Origin of the sequence: Rhizobium sp. NFR07 (genome assembly GCF_900111905.1) — a bacterium.
In the GTDB taxonomy this organism is placed as follows: domain Bacteria; phylum Pseudomonadota; class Alphaproteobacteria; order Rhizobiales; family Rhizobiaceae; genus Neorhizobium.
This window is the reverse complement of record NZ_FOKM01000001.1, coordinates 782,405-798,700: the sequence shown is the minus strand read 5'-3', so window position 1 is coordinate 798,700 and position 16,296 is coordinate 782,405. Positions and strand designations below refer to the sequence as shown.

13 protein-coding genes and 2 pseudogenes are annotated in these 16,296 nt (G+C 61.9%); 3 read left to right on the top strand and 12 right to left on the bottom strand.

The features are described 5' to 3' along the window. Nucleotides 1-255 precede the first annotated feature (255 nt). Nucleotides 256-555: a response regulator transcription factor gene (locus BM216_RS03520; protein WP_244530048.1), complete on the top strand. Its 300-nt coding sequence runs from the start codon at nt 256-258 to the stop codon at nt 553-555. A gap of 69 nt (nt 556-624) precedes the next feature. Here the strand turns inward: BM216_RS03520 and BM216_RS03515 are convergent, their stop codons facing one another. The 6 genes and pseudogenes from BM216_RS03515 to BM216_RS03490 form a co-directional block, all read right to left on the bottom strand. Then, complete coding sequence (locus tag BM216_RS03515; RefSeq protein ID WP_092994911.1) at nt 625-1,308, bottom strand: hypothetical protein; 684 nt, start codon at nt 1,306-1,308, stop codon at nt 625-627. A 25-nt stretch (nt 1,309-1,333) separates the two neighbouring features. Continuing rightward, nucleotides 1,334-2,515, bottom strand: a pseudogene (locus BM216_RS03510) (hypothetical protein). A gap of 47 nt (nt 2,516-2,562) precedes the next feature. Further along, on the bottom strand, nt 2,563-3,318 hold the full coding sequence (locus BM216_RS03505; RefSeq protein ID WP_092994908.1) for a TfuA-like protein: 756 nt from the start codon (nt 3,316-3,318) through the stop codon (nt 2,563-2,565). Between the two features lie 10 nt (nt 3,319-3,328). Continuing rightward, entirely contained in the window at nt 3,329-4,561 is a 1,233-nt protein-coding gene (locus BM216_RS03500; protein WP_280141666.1) for a YcaO-like family protein, read from the bottom strand. Next, complete coding sequence (locus BM216_RS03495) at nt 4,545-7,646, bottom strand: ATP-binding protein (protein WP_092994905.1); 3,102 nt, start codon at nt 7,644-7,646, stop codon at nt 4,545-4,547. The genes BM216_RS03500 and BM216_RS03495 overlap by 17 nt, the downstream gene beginning before the upstream one ends. A 198-nt stretch (nt 7,647-7,844) precedes the next feature. Continuing rightward, nucleotides 7,845-8,229: pseudogene (locus tag BM216_RS03490) on the bottom strand (transposase); the annotation flags it as partial. 217 nt (nt 8,230-8,446) lie between these two features. Between BM216_RS03490 and BM216_RS03485 the strand changes: the two are divergent. Both BM216_RS03485 and BM216_RS03480 read left to right on the top strand, forming a co-directional pair. Next, a complete protein-coding gene (locus BM216_RS03485) occupies nt 8,447-9,076 on the top strand; it encodes an RBBP9/YdeN family alpha/beta hydrolase (protein ID WP_092994902.1) in 630 nt (209 codons plus the stop codon). A 174-nt stretch (nt 9,077-9,250) separates the two neighbouring features. Continuing rightward, nucleotides 9,251-9,697, top strand: a complete 447-nt coding sequence (locus BM216_RS03480) for an RrF2 family transcriptional regulator (protein ID WP_092994898.1) — start codon at nt 9,251-9,253, stop codon at nt 9,695-9,697. Here the strand turns inward: BM216_RS03480 and BM216_RS03475 are convergent, their stop codons facing one another. The 6 genes from BM216_RS03475 to BM216_RS03450 form a co-directional block, all read right to left on the bottom strand. Beyond that, entirely contained in the window at nt 9,698-10,915 is a 1,218-nt protein-coding gene (locus BM216_RS03475; protein ID WP_092994895.1) for an SfnB family sulfur acquisition oxidoreductase, read from the bottom strand. A gap of 139 nt (nt 10,916-11,054) precedes the next feature. Beyond that, a complete protein-coding gene (locus BM216_RS03470) occupies nt 11,055-12,134 on the bottom strand; it encodes an LLM class flavin-dependent oxidoreductase (RefSeq protein WP_092994891.1) in 1,080 nt (359 codons plus the stop codon). Further along, the gene (locus BM216_RS03465) at nt 12,131-13,141 is read right to left on the bottom strand and encodes a C-terminal binding protein (RefSeq protein ID WP_092994887.1); all 1,011 of its coding nucleotides are present in this window, start codon (nt 13,139-13,141) and stop codon (nt 12,131-12,133) included. Before BM216_RS03465 ends, BM216_RS03470 begins: the two co-directional genes overlap by 4 nt. Nucleotides 13,142-13,157: 16 nt before the next feature. After that, nucleotides 13,158-14,060 carry an ABC transporter permease gene (locus tag BM216_RS03460; RefSeq protein WP_092994884.1) on the bottom strand — a complete coding sequence of 301 codons (903 nt, stop codon included), beginning with the start codon at nt 14,058-14,060 and terminating at the stop codon, nt 13,158-13,160. After that, nucleotides 14,053-14,883, bottom strand: coding sequence for an ABC transporter ATP-binding protein (locus BM216_RS03455; protein ID WP_210217016.1), 831 nt, complete (start codon nt 14,881-14,883; stop codon nt 14,053-14,055). The genes BM216_RS03460 and BM216_RS03455 overlap by 8 nt, the downstream gene beginning before the upstream one ends. A gap of 83 nt (nt 14,884-14,966) precedes the next feature. After that, nucleotides 14,967-16,001, bottom strand: coding sequence for an ABC transporter substrate-binding protein (locus tag BM216_RS03450; RefSeq protein ID WP_210217015.1), 1,035 nt, complete (start codon nt 15,999-16,001; stop codon nt 14,967-14,969). Between the last annotated feature and the right edge of the window lie 295 nt (nt 16,002-16,296).

Sequence of the window (16,296 nt, the reverse complement as noted above, 5' to 3'; positions counted from 1 at the left end):
GCCTCCATAGTGGTCATCGAGCTACCGGTCGACGTCGCCGCGAAGCGGACATTGCGTGGTGAAAACACCCGGTCGCAGCGGAGCCATAAGCTGTCATCTCGCCATTGCAGTCACGAGGGCTCGGCACTGCAATGTTGTGGCGCTATGCTGCAATCCGAAAAAGTCTAGTTCCGAAAGGACATATTGGCCAGTCTGATCCGGGGCGAGATGGCTTTATGGCTTGCTGTGCTAACGACGAAGAACACCGGCAGACAAATGCCAGCACGGAGACAATACTGGCGACAGCCTGAGATATTCGTCTTCCGCCCTTTCGCCGAGGCGCTCTACTGTTTCGAAGCACGGAACCGGCCGCTGGCAGACGCTGAAAATCCGCTGACCGGCCGGCAGCGGCAGATATTGACGATGATGGCGCAGGGCAAGACGAGCGGCGAGATCGCCGAGGAACTCAAGCTGTCCCGGCGCACGGTGGAGGCGCACCGCGCGAGAATGATGCGCTCCACCGGGATCCGGAACGCTGCGGGACTGATGGCCTGGTTCTCGACCGAGATGAATTGAGGTGTGTTTGAGACGCATGAACGGCGTGTGGCCGATAGCTTCGGCCACACTAGCCGCGATATACCGGACTCAGCCGCTGATCGGCGGCCGCGACGGTGCAAGCCTCATGGTCTGTGAGTAGGCGAGCGGTGAACGGTTGCCCGGAAGATTGGCGTCAAGGATGAGTGTCTTCACATCGTCGACGCGAATATCGATTACCATAACATCCTCCAGCCTGTCGATCTGCCATACGGCATAGCCGAGGCCTGGACCGTATCCGCAATCGCATTCGCAATCGCCGAATGTAAGCTGGTGGGGTGGACATGGCAGGAACATGATCAACGGCTTTGGCAAATCATAGCAGTGCCCTTCATAGGAGTAGCCGTATATGACGCCGATGCTCCTGCCTTTGTCATCGTCGCAGCATTTCTTGGAGGAAATCTCCACCGGGAGAGAATAAACATCGAAACCCAGCAGGACCGCGAGTGTGATTTTTTCCTTGAAAACCCCAAGGACGTTATTTGGATCAGGGCTGTATGACAGGCTTTTTCTTGCGATTTCTACTATTTTCTTTGTATCGCCCTCGATGTTGTTGACGTGTAGGTCATTTTCGAGTCGTTTTAGTACCTCTTCCTCGGAATGTACAACTATGGGCGCGTGAGGGGCCGGGCGCCCATATAATCGCACTTCGCCTGGTCTATAGGCGCTATAGTTGGGAGGCGTTAGGTCTGTTGCGTTTGGACCTACACCGGGATGGCAGCAGCAGTCGCTCATGTTCCCCTCCTATCAAGGACTTGTTTCAACGGATGATTTCACGCCATACAAAATTTGCCTCGAGCCGTTCGGCCGCGACCCCGTCGACCGTTGCTGCAACCACCGCCCTTGCGACTTGATCAAGCGTCATAGTGTTTGGGTCGAGCGAGCGCAGCGACCCCGCGAGCGCGCCACCGACCTGGTCGCGGGCGGTTTCGAGTGCCAGCTTGAAATAGAGCGACCGGTCGCGGAACGATCGCTCGGTCAAGCCGCGAAACTCGTCGAATTGGTCGAGCGTCAATTCACGGAGATCGACGTCGAGCAGGCGCGGGTCGGCGAACCCTTCGCGAACCAATTGGCGGTGGTAGACGTCCACGATGCTGTCGAAGATCGCGCCGAGGAAGGGGAGCGAGCGGTCGTGCGGTTCGCGGGTGGTTTCCGACATGCGGCGGAAATTGGTGGCGAGACGGATTTGCGTCTCGGGACTGGTCTCGGCGAAGCGGTTGAGCTCGTTGGAGAGCAGAAGATTGCCTTGCGTCCGACGCAGCAGCCGGTCGACGGCGGAATCGAAATGCAGGAGCGAAATCAGCGACACGCAGTCGGAAAAGGCTTCGGAAAACGGGAAGAAATCTGCCTCGCGCGATGTGATCATCGGGATGCCGAGTTCCGACAGGCTGATGAAATGGCCGACCTCATGGGCGATCGTGTCGAAGTTCAGCGCATAGGGCCGCAGCACGCCGCCGACATCGGAGGCTCCCAGTTCCAGATAGCCGTAGCCGGCATGCGCGTTGTCCCAGTCGACCAGGGGAATGATTTCCAGGCGGCGAAAAGCCGGGTCGAAGAACCAGCGGATGCGACGACCGAGATAGCTGTGCCAGATGTCGAGCACGAAACGTACGCAGGCATAGACGTGGACGCCAAGGTAGGCCCGCGATTTCGGGTCCATATTGTCGAAGTTGCGATCCGGGCCAGATCGTGCCGCCGGTCGCCGCTCGCCTTCGAACGGCGGCAGATCGTCAGGACCTTAGGGCTGTTTTTCGATCAACGGATCGACCACGTACACCCACTGGTCGCTCGGTCCGTCACGGATCTCGTCGGGCAGGATCGAGAGCCAGACGCGATCGGGCTCCTCGTAGCCGGGGACGAAGGGCGGCTGCGGAAAAATCCAGAATCGTGTTCCGATGCGTGGCTTCACGCGTTCCGTCACATTGTTCGGATACGGTTCCATGGCACAATCACTTTCGAAGAAGAAGGATTGAGCAACCACACGTTTAATTAGTAATTTCGTATCAAGTCGATGTCAATATGCGAGGCTTCCAAATCTCTCATGAAAGTATTGGTCGCGACCCAGGCGCGATCAACGTCGCTGCCCTGCCGCTCTACTATTAGGGAAGGCGCCTTGCGTAACGCAAGGAGGGCGTCCTGGCGCTTTTGCCCGGTCATTTCTTTTTGCAATGCCGAAATACGGTCACTGGAAAATCCCCCAGCCCGCAATAGGGCTGCGAGCGAGCGATCGCGAAAGTTCGTCCCGTGCGCCAATGCGATGAGCTGGTCGCGCTCATCGGATGTCATCATATTTCGGCGGGCAAGCGTCGAAAACGTCCGTTGAAGGTCGACCAGTGCGTCCGTGAGCGGCAGAAAGCCGAGTTCGGCGGGCCCTGACTGCACGGCGACCGCATCCTCCGCCGTCAACGTCCAGCGCCGGTACCACCTATAGATCAGGCCGACGCCGATCATGCCATAGGGCGCAAGCTCGGCCGCCCGCAAGGCTCCCATGCTGGCCGCCCCGATCATGACGATGCCTTGTGCCATCGCCCAGAGAATTTCCTTGTGGCGGACGGCGGGGCGGTCCTCGAACTGTCCGTCGATCAGGACCATCGCACGTGGCCGGAAGGCATGGGCGGCGAGTATGACGTCTCCCTGGGATACGGGCTGAAGATAGATCGCGTCGAGCACGGCCTGCGCCTCGTCGAGACGCAGCGTGGGGCCGAGAAATACCAGAATTGGACCTTCCTTGCCGGCATTCGTCATGGGCAATCCCTCAACGCAAAATTGAAAACGGCTGCGCACCCGCAAGAATGGTTCGCACGCAGGCCACACCTGCTTCGGCGTCCGCTCCGACCGGCACGGCGAGAACAGGTCCAAGCCCGCAGGCGGCAACCCGGTCGACGACGTCGCGCAGGCATGTTGGGGCGAAGGGCGACGCTGCCGTGCCCGCAGCCGTGGCTTCGAGGATCAGGCGGCGGGCGTCCGCGACGAGCGGATCGGTGCTCTTGCGATCGTGTTCGCGCGTCTGGTCGTCGCGCGCGCCGGAAATCGCTCCGGCGCGCGCCGACAATGCCTCCAGCATCGCGCTCGCCGCGGCTGTCTCGACGGTAAAGCCCGCCGAATGGCCCTCCGTCGGCAACGCCAGGGTCGGCTCAGACGCGCCGGCCTCGATCGCCTGGCACCAGATCACCGGTAGGTCGGTGGGCGAGGGGGCGTGCCAAAGCGCGAAAGCGATGCCCTGCGTCCGGGTGACCGAAAGAATATGCTCGACCTTCGGCCCGATGTGCGATGTCGCTATGCGGCGACGATCGAAAAAGCCGTGAGTGGTGAAGGCCCGCGCGATCGCGTCGCGTTCGATGCATTCGAACAGTCCATGCGCGAAGGCATCGCGCGCTGTGCTGTGGCAGGCAAGGCCGGTGGTGGTGCGGATGAACAATCCGTCACCCTGTGGCTCAGGATCGGTATAGCAGGTGTGAACAAGTTCGAGCGGCACCGGCTGCGGCGCTCCGCTCGCGACATCGACAGCCAAGGTCCAGGGAATTGGCAGCGATCGCCATCCGGTGCCGGCGTGGGGAAGCAGCAGGTTTTCGAGCATGGCCGCGTCGATCCGAAGCTCGTCGGCGGTCGCAAGAAAGCAGTCCGAGGAGGGAATGCGCTCGGCGAAATAACGCTCGAGACCTTCCATGATCGCCCCGACCGCCGCCTCCATCAGTGTGAGGCCGCGGCCAAGCGAGGTCACCTCGGAAAGCGCGGCCGGCTGGATGGCCTGCGCCACCGGCAGACCGAGACGGTCGAGCCCGGTCAGGTCGGCGAGACGGGTGATGCCGGCCCGGCGGCTGAAAGGGAGTAGCCTGCGAAAACATGCCTCGGCGGCGCCGGGGTCGGCCGGCGTATCGAGCGGTTGCCTCAAGCCGGCGGCAAGCTCGTCGCGAAAGTCGGCAATCCGTCCGTCGATCGCCGGCGGGGCAGGGGTCAGACCTTCGGCCGTGTCAGGGTCCGATAACAATGCCCAGCTCCCGGATTGAGCGGCCCGCCCTTTGCAGCAGAGCCATCGCACCCTGGCTTTCGGCGATGGTCACGGCGGTCAGCAGTTCGGCGGCGACAAGATTGGTTTCCACGTTTCCCCGAGCGCGCAGCACGGCCCGGCAGCGGTAGAGTTCGGCGAGCCAGTAGGCATGGCCGGTTTCCTTGGCCTGCCGGATGGCGTCGGTGACGACGTCGATGGCCTGCTCATATTTGCCGGCAAGGCCGAGCAGGGTCGCGTGCATGTAGAGATAGATCGGCAGGTCGGCGACGGCGCCGAGATCCTTGAGCAGCGCCAATCCCTCGCCGAACATCTCATGGCCGGCGAGGAGGTCGTCGCTGTGGGCTTTGGCCCAGCCGCCGAAAAGCAGCGACATGCCAGCGAGCGACTGCATCTCGTGTTGCTGGGCAAAGAGCTGCATCCGGCTCGAAACATCCGCCAGCCGCTCGAAATCGTCGCGGTAGAAGGCCGAGACCGCCTCGGTGTCGAGCGAATGGGCGGTACTCGGAGCATGGCAGATGCGCTCGACCAGGCCGACCATGTCCGCAAGTGCTGTGTCCGAAGCCGAGCCCTGTCCCGTCAGCCAGAGCGACAGAGCGAGTTGTCCGAGGCCGCAGACCTTGGCGTCGTGGCCGCCATAGAGCGTTCGCGCGGTTTCGGCCGTTTGCTCGTCGTAGAGCGCAAGCGCCGCCGTGATCGCCTCCTGCGTCTCCTTGTGCCAGCCGAGATTGAAGTCGATCGCCCAGATGCAATGCTTGACCTGCAGGGCGATTTCGCGATCTTCGGTGCCAAGCATCATCATCTGCACTTCGAGTGCGCGGTCGTGCATGACGAGAAAGTCGGGCCCGGTCAGCCACCAGCCCCAATAGATCGGAAACCACTTTGGCTGGTCTTCCTTCGGCTGGCGGCGGGCAATGGCGACGCCGTCTTCGTACAGCTTGCGGGCGGGCGGGGAATTGGCGCCGACGAGGCCAGTGAGGATCGGGCCGAGCCTCGTGAAGGCGGAAAGCCGCAAGGCGTCGACCGCCTCGCTTTCGTCCATCTCGGCGCAAAGGGCCAGCGCGTGCTCCAGATGGTGGCGCGCCTCGATCATCGCCGAGCGGCCGGCACTCTCGGAGCCGGCGGCGATGAACAGCCGAATTGCCTCCTCCGTGAGCCCGGCGCGTTCCGCCTGGTCGGCGAGCCCGCCGGTGTCGATCCATTCCGCCAGCCCACGGTCGTCGCTGACGGCGTTGAACAGCCGTCGGTGCAGAACCTGCCGTTGCTTGCGCAGCAGTGCCTTGTAGATCGCTTCCTGGATCAGGGCGTGTCGGAAGCGGTAGATCACGGTTCCGCCGGTTCGGCCACGCGTCAGAAAGCCGGTTTCGCACAGCACATCCGCCGCACTCGCCAGCGACCGCTTGGCGAGATCCGGCAAAAGCGCGTGAAGCAGCGGCAGCGTCGTACGGCCGCCGGCGATCGCCGCGGCTCGCGCCACGTCCCGCGCCGGTCCGAGGCGCGCGAGCCGTTCGTCGAGAATCTCTTCGAAGGCAAGCGCGTGCGTGTGAGAGACCTTGGCCTCGCCGTCATGCGCGATTGCCTCAGGAATATTCGCTGCATCCGCAGGTGCGATCTCCGTGATCCACTGGCAGATCTCCTCGATGAACAGCGGAACGCCGCCGGAAATCCGCTCAGTCGCCTCCAGAAGTTCCGGAAGTGCCGTGCGCTTGTGTGCCGGCCAAGTCGCTACGATCGCCTGCTTCGTCTCGTCGCGATTGAGTGGCTTCAACGACAGGTGCACCACGTCGGCACCGTCGGCCCAATCCATCGCGGCGCCAGGGCGCGAGGTGACGACGAGAAGGATGGGAAGCCGTGAAGCTGTGCGGGCGATTTCCCCAAGGAGGTCTTGCGACGTCGGATCGATCCAGTGAATATCCTCGACCGCCATGATCAGCGGACCGCGGGCGCTGACGGTCTCCAGCGCATGGATGGTTGCCCGCCGCGCCCTGTCGCGGATTGCCTTGGGATCGCTGCCGGAGAGGGACTCGTTTCGGCCCGCAGCGCCGAGCAGATACGAAAACAGTTCGGCGACGTCTGGCTCTTCTATACCGTGGTGCGCGAACGTGGCGGCGACGGTTGTCGCCGTCAGGCGTGAGGGGCCAGCCGCCTTGGACGCCGTGCCGGGAAAGCCATGCATGAGCGGGTGAAGCGTGGAGCGCGCGCCGCCGGGCGCGCACTGAAACAGGAAGGCCCTCGATCGCTCCTTGCGGGTAAGCTTGCGGATCTCCCGCAAAAGCCGTGATTTGCCGATGCCGGCGTCGCCTTCGATCGCCAGGATCTGGCCTTTCCCGGCCAAGACCTCTCGCCAGCAACGGCCAATTGTCTCAAGCTCGGCGGCACGGCCGATGAAGGAACCGCCAAGCCGTCCGAAGGCGTAGAAGCGGGTGACTTCGGTACGATGTTCGAGCGCGCGCCAAACCCTTTCGGGCTCGGCAAATCCCTTTAGCGACCGGCTGCCCTCGAAGATGAAGGCGTAGGCGCGTCCAGCGAGGGTCTTCGTTTCCTCCGAGACGAGAATGCTGTCAGGGGCCGCAAGCGCTTCCAGCCGCGTCGCCATGGCGAGCGCCGCCCCCGTCACCGACTCCTGCGAAGGGACTTCCTCGCGCGGTTCCTGGACCAGCGCGATGGAGGTGGCGATGCCGACGCGGACATGCATGTCGCTGCGCCGCGCCTCGCGGCCGATGCGCCGGCAGGCCTCGATAACGTCGAAGCCAGCGCGAATCGCCAGCGACGCGGCATCGCGCGAGCCAAGTTCCGTCGGGAAAAGGGCAACACCGCCGTCACCGGCCTCGACCCGAATCACGCCGGAACGCGCGACGATCGCCGACCGCATCGCTTGCTGAAAGGCGGAAATCAGCTCCTGGAAGTCCTCGATATCGAGTTGATGGAAAAGATTTGTCGATCCGACAAGATCGTAGCAGAGCGCCGTGATTTGGCGCCGCTCGCTGCCATGCTCCGCCGGCCGCGCGCCCCCGCCCGGCGATTTTCGTGGGTGCTTCGGTGAGTTGATGGGACTTTCGCTCGCCATCGCCGCCCCTTGCGTGTCTGCTAAATCCTGCACCTGACAGAGCGACTATAACACAGGCCGACACGATGTGTCGGTAGCCAAAAATTGAAAGGATGTCGGATTGTACGCGGCGCGAAAGGCCGTGCGGCGGGGCAGCCCCGCACGTCGAAATTACGCAACGATTTCAGAGAGAGTGGCACGCCCTGGGGGAGCCGAACCCCTCCTGCTCTGCGGGTTCTTCAGCCAGGTGTAAAATCCACTCGGGTGAACCCGCAGCAGGCGGCACATCGTCTGCACCGAAAACTGTAAGCGATGCAGAGCAATGAACGCGTACTTCACTTTGCATCCCTGGCGAAATACGCGGCCGCTTTTTTAGGATGTCTCGCTCCTCGGTGACGCGAGCCAATTCCTTCTTCAGCCGCCTGATCTCCTCGGCCTCATCGTTGCCCTGGGCGTTAGACGCCGCGAACTTCTTCTTCCATTCATAAAGGGAATGCTGGCTCACGCCGAGGCGCCGCGAAACCTCCGCAATCGGATAACGTCGCTCCGTGATCTGGCGAACAGCGTCACGCTTAAACTCTTCGCTGAAATTCGATTTGCTCATGATGCTCTTCCTGCCTCAAAATTAGGAAAGAAGGCGTCTACAAATCTTGGTGCTATTCAGTGCAAATCAACATACCGCGGATCGCAATCATCCGACTAACCAGCCGCCGGGAGAGGCAAGAATAGAAATCTACTGAAATAATGGAATTTAGTCGGTCATTCGCCGACCGCGTTCCGTCGCGGGCCTAGTTTCCGGATAACACTAAAGGAGATAATACATGGCCGCGACGCTCCTCATTCCCGGCTTGAACGGTTCATCGGACAACCATTGGCAACGCTACTGGGCCAGGGATCACGCAAACGCGGTGGTGGTGGAACAGGAGGACTGGGCCTGTCCTGCGATCGAGCACTGGCAGGCCAACCTGGACGAGGCGCTGTCGAGAACCGATGGCGCCTTTCTCGTTGCGCACAGCCTCGGCTGCCTGCTGGCGGCGAGCTATGCGAAGAGAGCGCTTTCCAAACGCATTCGCGGCGCGTTACTGGTCGCACCATGTTCACTGGATACTGCGGTCGATCTGCACCCGTGCATGATCAGGTTCGGAAGCGAGCCACTCGATCGCCTGCCGTTTCCAAGCCTCGTCATCGGAAGCCTCAACGACCCCTATATGAGCCCGAACCAGCTCGATCGCCATGCACGCGCCTGGGGCAGCGAGCTCTCGGTCATAGGATTTGCCGGACACATCAATGTCGACAGCGGCTTCGGGCGTTGGAGGGAGGGATACGGCCTCTTCGAGCGCTTGGTGCTTGGCGGAAATCGTTTTCCAGCTGATGGGCACTCCGCATCGGACCTGAAGCCAGGGCTGATGCCGGCCTCACTGCCGGCATCCCGTCACACGGGCACGCCCTGATCAGGTTTCGAGCGCCCGCAGTTCGCAGTGCCAGTAGCAGCGAACCAGCGATTATCGCCAGGGAGGCCGCGCAGTGTTCGTTCGGTGGCAGTGTTGAAGGTTCAAGGCCGCTGCTGTATCGCTTTCGGGGCCGGCAATTCTGCTGGCTGCAAACGCTTGGACTTGCGAATATCGATGCTGACGAAAAAAGGGAAATACGGGCTGAAGGCGCTCGTCCATCTGGCACAGATTGAACCCGGCAAGACGGCGTTTGTCAGCGAAATCGCCGAACAGAACAATATTTCCAAGAAATTTCTCGATGCGATCCTTCTGGAGCTGCGCAAGGGCGGTATCCTGCGGTCAAAAAAGGGACCAGGCGGCGGCTATGCGCTTGCCAAGCCGGCATCGCAAATCTCCATTGGCCAGGCTGTCAGGATACTCGACGGACCGCTTGCTCCGATCCGTTGTGCCAGCAAGACGGCGTTCGAAGCCTGCGATGACTGCGACGACCCGGAAGACTGTCAGGTGCGTCATTCCATGACGGAAGTAAGGGATGCCATTTCCGCGGTACTCGACAACATGACGCTTGAGCAGATGGTGGCGAAACGTTCGGCCCCATCCGTCGGAGAGCAGATACTCTGATCAGAACTGACCGTTCGGCGAGGGAAGCCTGCCGTTAAGGTGGAAATCACCGATGGCATGGTGTTTCCAGCGGACCGGATCATGGACCGTATGGGTGCGCGCATTGCGCCAGTGGCGGTCGAGATTGAGCGCCTCATCGGTCGAAGATGTACCTGCAAGCTCGAAGAGCGCATTTGTCGCCTCCAGTGCGGCTTCGGTGGTCAGGATCTTTGCGGCCGCGACCGCAAGCGATGCCTCGGTTGCGGCTTCAGGCGAGGGCGATACCTGCGCCACATCGATCGTTCGCCCTGCGCGCTCGATGACCGATGCTGCCGCCTCGATCCTGACGGCGATCGATCCGGTCCTTGCGATCAGCAGCGGATCATCGCCTGCAATCTCGATACCGAGATTGCGATTTCCTCGTGACCGGGTTTTGACGAAGTCGACCATGTCGGCGAAGGCCGCGCGAGCTATCCCGAGATCGACGGCGGCATGAAGTAATTGGCCGAGCGAGCCGAGAGGGGCCGGTTGCTCGAAAGCCTTATAGTGATCGATGACGCAGTCGGCAGCCACGTAGATATTGTCTATTGCCACCGTCCCGCTAGCTGTCGTTCGCTGGCCGAAGCCAGCCCAATCATCGGTAATCGTCAGCCCGTCCGTGTCGCGGGGGACGAGTGCCATCACGATGCGATCCTGTGGATCCTGCGCGAATACCGCAATCCAGTCGGCAAACAGGGTGCCCGTGGAGTAATATTTCTGGCCGGAAATGCGGTAGCCGGGTCCATCCGGGATCAGTCTCGTGTTGATCACCCCGGCGGCTCCGGGGTTCTTTTCGGCAAGCGCGTTGGCGAAGTGATCGCCCGCCAGCGCCCTCGGGAAGAAATAACGCTTCTGCTCCTCGGTGGCGGCGAGCCGCAACACTTCGAGAATGTAGAAATGGTTCTGCGGGATCTGGCCGATGGAGCTATCGGCCTCCGACAGGATCGCAACGACTTCGGCAAGAAAGGGATTGGAGATGTCGGCGCCGCCATATTCGGCGGGAACCGTCACGCCCAGGATTCCGGATTGTGCCGTCAGTTCCATCTCGCGATAGGGCAGAATACGCTGCCTGTCGCGAAGGCTCGAGCCGGCGCGGATCAACTCCGCCAGCGCCTTAGCGGCATCGACCGCCTCATCCTCCGTTCTTATGTACGAGGCTACGGCTTTGAGTTTTTGCGCCAAGCTGATCACCTTGCTCATCCCACCCTCCTCGCATGAACGCGACATTCAGCCATGCCGCGGCGGCCTGGAGAAGAAACAAAGCTTCAAAAAGCGCCGGACCATGAGCGTTTTTTTCTGCCTTGACCCGCGGCAGAGGTTTATCGGCCGCGGGCTGTTTTCAGTTGTTGTCCTTGGCCAAAAGCGGGAGCAACTGGTTGCCCTGCCTTTTTATCTCCGTCAGATAAGGCGTGTCGGAGAGCACGAAATGGCTGATGCCGAGCGCCTGATATTTGCGCAGCGAGCGCGCGACATCCTCCGCCGAGCCGACCAGCCAGGTCGTGCCGGCACCGCCGCCGCCAAACTTACCCGGCGCGGTGTAGAGATTGTCATCCAGGACGTCACCCTTGCCGGCTAGTTCGAACAGCCGCTGCTGGCCGACGGCCACCCCATGGCGGTGATCCTGCCAGCTTCCAGCCGAACCTTCCGCCATTCTTGCGACCTTCGCCTCCGCATCCGCCCAGGCCTGTTCCGTCGTGTCGCGAACAAGCGTGGTGATCCTCAGCCCGAATTCCAGCGGCGGCAGGTCCCGATCGAGTGTCTTGCTCAGCGTCTTCAGCCGTTCGATCCGCTCCCGCACGCCATCGAGCGGCTCGCCCCAGAAGAGCTGCACGTCGGCTTCGGTGGCGGCTACCTGCTCTGCCGCCGGCGAGGCGCCGCCGAAATAGAGCTTGGGATGGCGACGATCGCCGACCGGTTCCAGTCGCGGCACTACCGTGGAACCCGCGACCTCGAAATACTGGCCGCGGAAGGTAACGTCTTCCTCCGTCCACAGCCTGCGGGTCAGCCGCATGAATTCCTTGGTGCGTGCATAGCGCTGGGCTTGGTCGCCTTCCTTGTCGCCATAGGCCGCGAGAGCATCCGGCCCCGACACGACATTGACGCGCACCCGCCCACCGCTCAGGTGATCGAGCGTTGCGGCGGCGGAGGCAAAATTCGCCGGCTTCCAGTAGCCGGGCCGGACTGCGATCAGCGGTTCGAACGTCGTGGTGCGGGCAACAAGCGCGGTCGCGACGGTAAACGTGTCCGGCCTGCCCCAGCCGGTGCCGAACAGGGCGCCTTTCCAGCCATGGTCTTCCATGGCCTTTGCCTGGGTCGTTAGTGTATCCAGACTGTTGTGGCTCGGATCGACCGCGTCGCCACGGTGGCCGGATTTGACGTCGTTGGGGATGTACCAGAGAAATTCGGATTGGCTGCTCATGATCTGTCCGTGACCTGATTTCGAAGCTTGCCCTCGTCGAGCAGCAATCTTACCGTCTTCGCCGCATTGCGCCGCATCTCGACTGCCGCGTGATCGGAATAGAAGGCATTGTGCGGGGTGATCACCAACCGCCCGGCAAGCCAGTCTTCGCGATTGCGCCATGCCGTCAGCAGGGGGTGATCGCCGGGAGGTTCCTTGACCAATGTGTCGATTGCGGCAGCCGCCAGATGGCCGCTGCGCAACGCGGTTTCGAGCGCATCGAGATCGTCGATCAGCTCGCCTCGGGCGGTGTTGACGACGATGGCTCCCGGCTTCAGGCGGGAAAGGCCGTCCGCATCGAGAAGCCCGCGTGTCTCCTGCGTCGCCGGACAATGGAGTGTGACGACATCCGACTGGGCAAGAAGGTCTTCCAGCCGCTCCGTCCGCTCGTAGCCGATCGCTTTTTCGTGGCCCGGCGGCTGGCCCGGATCATAACCGAGGATGCGGAAGCCGAAGGGTTTCAGCCGGTTGACCACGGCCGTGCCGATCCTGCCGACACCGACCACACCCACCGTCGCCTTGTTTGAACGGGAAAGCGGCTTGAGGCTGTGGACCTGCCAGCCGGATGCATATCCGCGGGCGCGGGCATCGTGTTCCCAGAGCCGCCGATGCAAGGAGAGGATCATTGCCAGCGCATGATCGGCAACTTCCTCGGTGCCGTAATCCGGGTTGTTGGCAAAGGGAATGCCGGCGGCAGCGAGGGCCGCGAGATCGATCTTCTCGTAGCCGACGCCATAACGTACCACACCCTTGCAGCGGGCAAGATGAGCGATGCTCTTCGGTCCCAGCCGTGCGCCCCAGACCATTAGTGCATCAAGCCTTGCCAGACGGTCGGGCGTAAAGGACGTCTCGTCGGTACTGGCGAAGAAATCGATCTCGACATCGCTGCCGAGCACGTCCGCTTCCAGATCGGGTTCGCCGATCATGTGATCGGTAATGCCGACCACATATTTCCGTTCTGCTGTCATGCTGATTATCCCGGCGTTAACGCGTCATTCCCCATTTTGCCACCGTCCGCTTCTCAAGTTCGCGGAACAGGACATTCTCGACCAGAAGTCCGAACAGGATGACCATGATGAGGCCGGCGAAGACCCGGTCGGTGTAGAGCTCATTGCGGTTCTGGAAGATGTACCAGCCAAGCCCGCCCCGGCCGGAGGAGGCACCGAAGACCAACTCGGCGGCGATCAGGGTTCTCCAGGCAAAAGCCCAGCCGATCCTGAGGCCCGCAATGATCGAGGGCAGCGCTGCCGGAACAAGGATCAGCAGAACATAGCGCAACCCTCGCAAGCCGTAATTGCGGCCGGCCATGCGCAAGGTTTCCGGCACGCCGGTAAAGCCGGTATACATGTTGAGCGCCAGCGGCCAGAGAACCGAATGGATCAGCACGAAGACGAGGCTTGCCTGACCCAGCCCGAACCACAGCAGAGCGAGCGGCAGAAGCGCGATCGGCGGCAGGGGATTGAGCATGGATGTCAGCGTCGACAAAAGGTCGCGCCCTATCTGGGTCGAAACCGCGACGGATGTCAGCACGAAGGCGAGTACGACACCTGCCGCATAGCCCTTTATCAGGACGTCCAGCGAGTTCAGGGTACGCGCCGGAATCACGCCGCTGAGTGCATCCTCGACCAGCGCCTTGATCGCTGCGGAGAAGGGCGGGAGGAGCAGCGGGTTTGCCTTGAGCCTCGCGGTGATTTCCCACAGCAAGGCAAGACAGATGAGGATCAGCGTCTTGCGCAGCCATGCGCGTTGCCAGAGGCGCTGATGCAGCGGCAGGGCTTGGTCGCTTGTCGCGTCGGCAAGCGGTTCGAGCGGCCGCTCGTATTCCGGTCGGACAGGTGGTTCCGGCCGCGTCTCTGGCTCAAGGCGGTTGCGCAAAGCTTCACTCATCGCCGGCTCCATCCGTTGCTTCGGCTTCTTCGAACAGGAGCCGGTGAATGCGGCTGGCGGCCGCCTGGAATTGCGGACTCCCGCCGCTTTTCAGATCCCACTCGTGGCTGTTGATCTCCGCACGCATGCGCCCCGGATGGGGTGACAGAAGCGCGATGCGATTGCCGACCACCAGGGCCTCCTCGATCGAATGGGTCACAAACAGCAGGGTGAAACGTACTTCTTCCCAGAGCGCCAGAAGCTCTTCCTGCATCTTGCGCCGCGTCAGGGCGTCCAATGCGGCAAAGGGCTCGTCCATCAGCAGCACACGCGGCTCCATGGCGAGCGCCCGGGCGATCGCGACGCGCTGCTTCATGCCGCCGGAGAGCGTATTCGGATAGGCATCGGCAAAACGGGTCAGGCCAACTTTCTCGATATAGTGATCGGCGCGCTCGTCGGCCTCTTTCCGGCTCAGGCGGCCGGAGACGCGCAGCGGAAAGGCGACGTTCTCGCGAACGGTCTTCCACGGCGGCAGCTGATCGAATTCCTGAAAGACGACGACGCGATCGGGGCCTGGGCCATGTATCGGCTGTCCATCGAGCAGGATCCGGCCCTCGCGCGGAGGAATGAAGCCGCCAACCGCCTTCAGCAGTGTGGACTTGCCGCAGCCGGACGCACCGAGCAGGATGAACCGATCGGCTTCCCAGACGTCGAAGCTGACATTCTGCGTGGCGCGCACCACCCGTCCCGGAGCGTGATATTCCAGCGTCACACCTTCAACGGCAAGGAGAGGCGGGGTAGGCGGTGCTGCATTCTCCCGCAGAGGCGAGGTCATGGCGTCCATTCTCGGTTCCATTCAAATTGCAAACCCGGGACCGGCTGCATCAGCAGGCCGGTCCCGGGTCGTGAAGGTTGTGAGGGATGGCCTCAGCCGCCGTTCTCGCCATGGGCTTCCTGGAAGAAGTAATCCTTCCAGGAGCCGGCCTCGGTCTTCAGGACGCCAAGCTTGTGCAGCTCGGTGGCATAGACGAAGGTATTTTGCGGAACGATGGTGAAATCGTTCTCGGGATCGTTGATGATTTCGAGGACGAGTTCGGGCGAAAGCTTCGAGCCCTGCTGGCGGATGAAGGTTTCCGCCGCCTTTTCCTTGTTGGCATTGATCCATTTCGCCGCCTCGCCCAAGGCGGCGTAGAAGGCCGCATAGGTCTTCGGGTTTTCGTCATGGAAGGCCGTGGTGGTGTAGAGGACGTTGAAGGTCGCCGGCCCGCCGAGGATGTCGTAGGAGCTGATCACCTTGTGTACTGCCTTGTTGCCCTGCAGTGCCTGGTAATAGAATGGCGCCGAGGAAAAGTGCGAGTTGACCTCGGTCGCCCCCGAGATCAGCGCCGCGGTCGCGTCCGGATGCGGCAGGCTGATGGAGATCTGGTCGAGCTTCTGGAAATTCTCCTGGCCGAAGAGCTTAGCCGCCTCGATCTGCAGCGTGCGTGACTGGAAGCCGACGCCGGCCGCCGGCACTGCGATACGGTCCTTGTCGCTGAAATCCTTCAGCGTCTTGACGTCCGGATTGGTGGTGATGAGATAGTTCGGCAGGGAGCCGAGGGCCGCGACCAGCTTGACGTCACCTCCGGTCCGATCCCACATCGTCAATGCCGGGGGCACGCCTGCCGAAACGATGTCGAGATTGTTGGCGAGAAGCGCCTCGTTCATGGCCGTCGCGCCGGAAATGCTCGCCCAGTCGACCTCGATATCGACACCGGCTTCCTTGCCGTGTTTCTCAATAAGCTTCTGGTCGCGGATGACGTCGAGGATCAGGTAGGAGATGCCGAACTGCTGCGCGATCCTGATCTTGCCTTCGGCGGCGGCCTGTCCGGCTATCAGCATTGCGGCGATGCCGAATGCGGCTCCCATTGCCTTGCTGCGATTGAAATTGACGCCAAGCGTCGAAGGACCACGTGCGCTCATGAGTATCCCATCCGGCGAATAATTTAGGTGAACGCGATGAAGCGCATGCTTCCCCGCAATGACATTGTGAACGGCGTATCCTCGCCAAGGCGTGGCCCAACCTGTTGCAAAAGGCTAAGTATCGCGACCAAATCTATCAACATGGTCGCGTTCTATTCTGGTGCGCGAAATGAGAGCAAAATCGCTTTGCTTCGGCGAAACGCCGAATAATCTACTTGCCGGGTATTTGCCGGCCCAGGTTGCCCGGGAGCCGGTCTTGTCGAGGGCACCGTCGGTGTCGGGTGTCCAGCGCCGG

Excerpts from the sequence above, each read along its gene's own strand:
- BM216_RS03520 (WP_244530048.1), top strand. The coding sequence starts at position 256 with ATGCCAGCACGGAGACAATACTGGCGACAGCCTGAGATATTCGTCTTC.
- BM216_RS03515 (WP_092994911.1), bottom strand. The coding sequence starts at position 1,308 with ATGAGCGACTGCTGCTGCCATCCCGGTGTAGGTCCAAACGCAACAGAC.
- BM216_RS03505 (WP_092994908.1), bottom strand. The coding sequence starts at position 3,318 with ATGACGAATGCCGGCAAGGAAGGTCCAATTCTGGTATTTCTCGGCCCC.
- BM216_RS03495 (WP_092994905.1), bottom strand. The coding sequence starts at position 7,646 with ATGGCGAGCGAAAGTCCCATCAACTCACCGAAGCACCCACGAAAATCG.
- BM216_RS03485 (WP_092994902.1), top strand. The coding sequence starts at position 8,447 with ATGGCCGCGACGCTCCTCATTCCCGGCTTGAACGGTTCATCGGACAAC.
- BM216_RS03480 (WP_092994898.1), top strand. The coding sequence starts at position 9,251 with ATGCTGACGAAAAAAGGGAAATACGGGCTGAAGGCGCTCGTCCATCTG.
- BM216_RS03475 (WP_092994895.1), bottom strand. The coding sequence starts at position 10,915 with ATGAGCAAGGTGATCAGCTTGGCGCAAAAACTCAAAGCCGTAGCCTCG.
- BM216_RS03470 (WP_092994891.1), bottom strand. The coding sequence starts at position 12,134 with ATGAGCAGCCAATCCGAATTTCTCTGGTACATCCCCAACGACGTCAAA.
- BM216_RS03465 (WP_092994887.1), bottom strand. The coding sequence starts at position 13,141 with ATGACAGCAGAACGGAAATATGTGGTCGGCATTACCGATCACATGATC.
- BM216_RS03460 (WP_092994884.1), bottom strand. The coding sequence starts at position 14,060 with ATGAGTGAAGCTTTGCGCAACCGCCTTGAGCCAGAGACGCGGCCGGAA.
- BM216_RS03455 (WP_210217016.1), bottom strand. The coding sequence starts at position 14,883 with ATGGACGCCATGACCTCGCCTCTGCGGGAGAATGCAGCACCGCCTACC.
- BM216_RS03450 (WP_210217015.1), bottom strand. The coding sequence starts at position 16,001 with ATGAGCGCACGTGGTCCTTCGACGCTTGGCGTCAATTTCAATCGCAGC.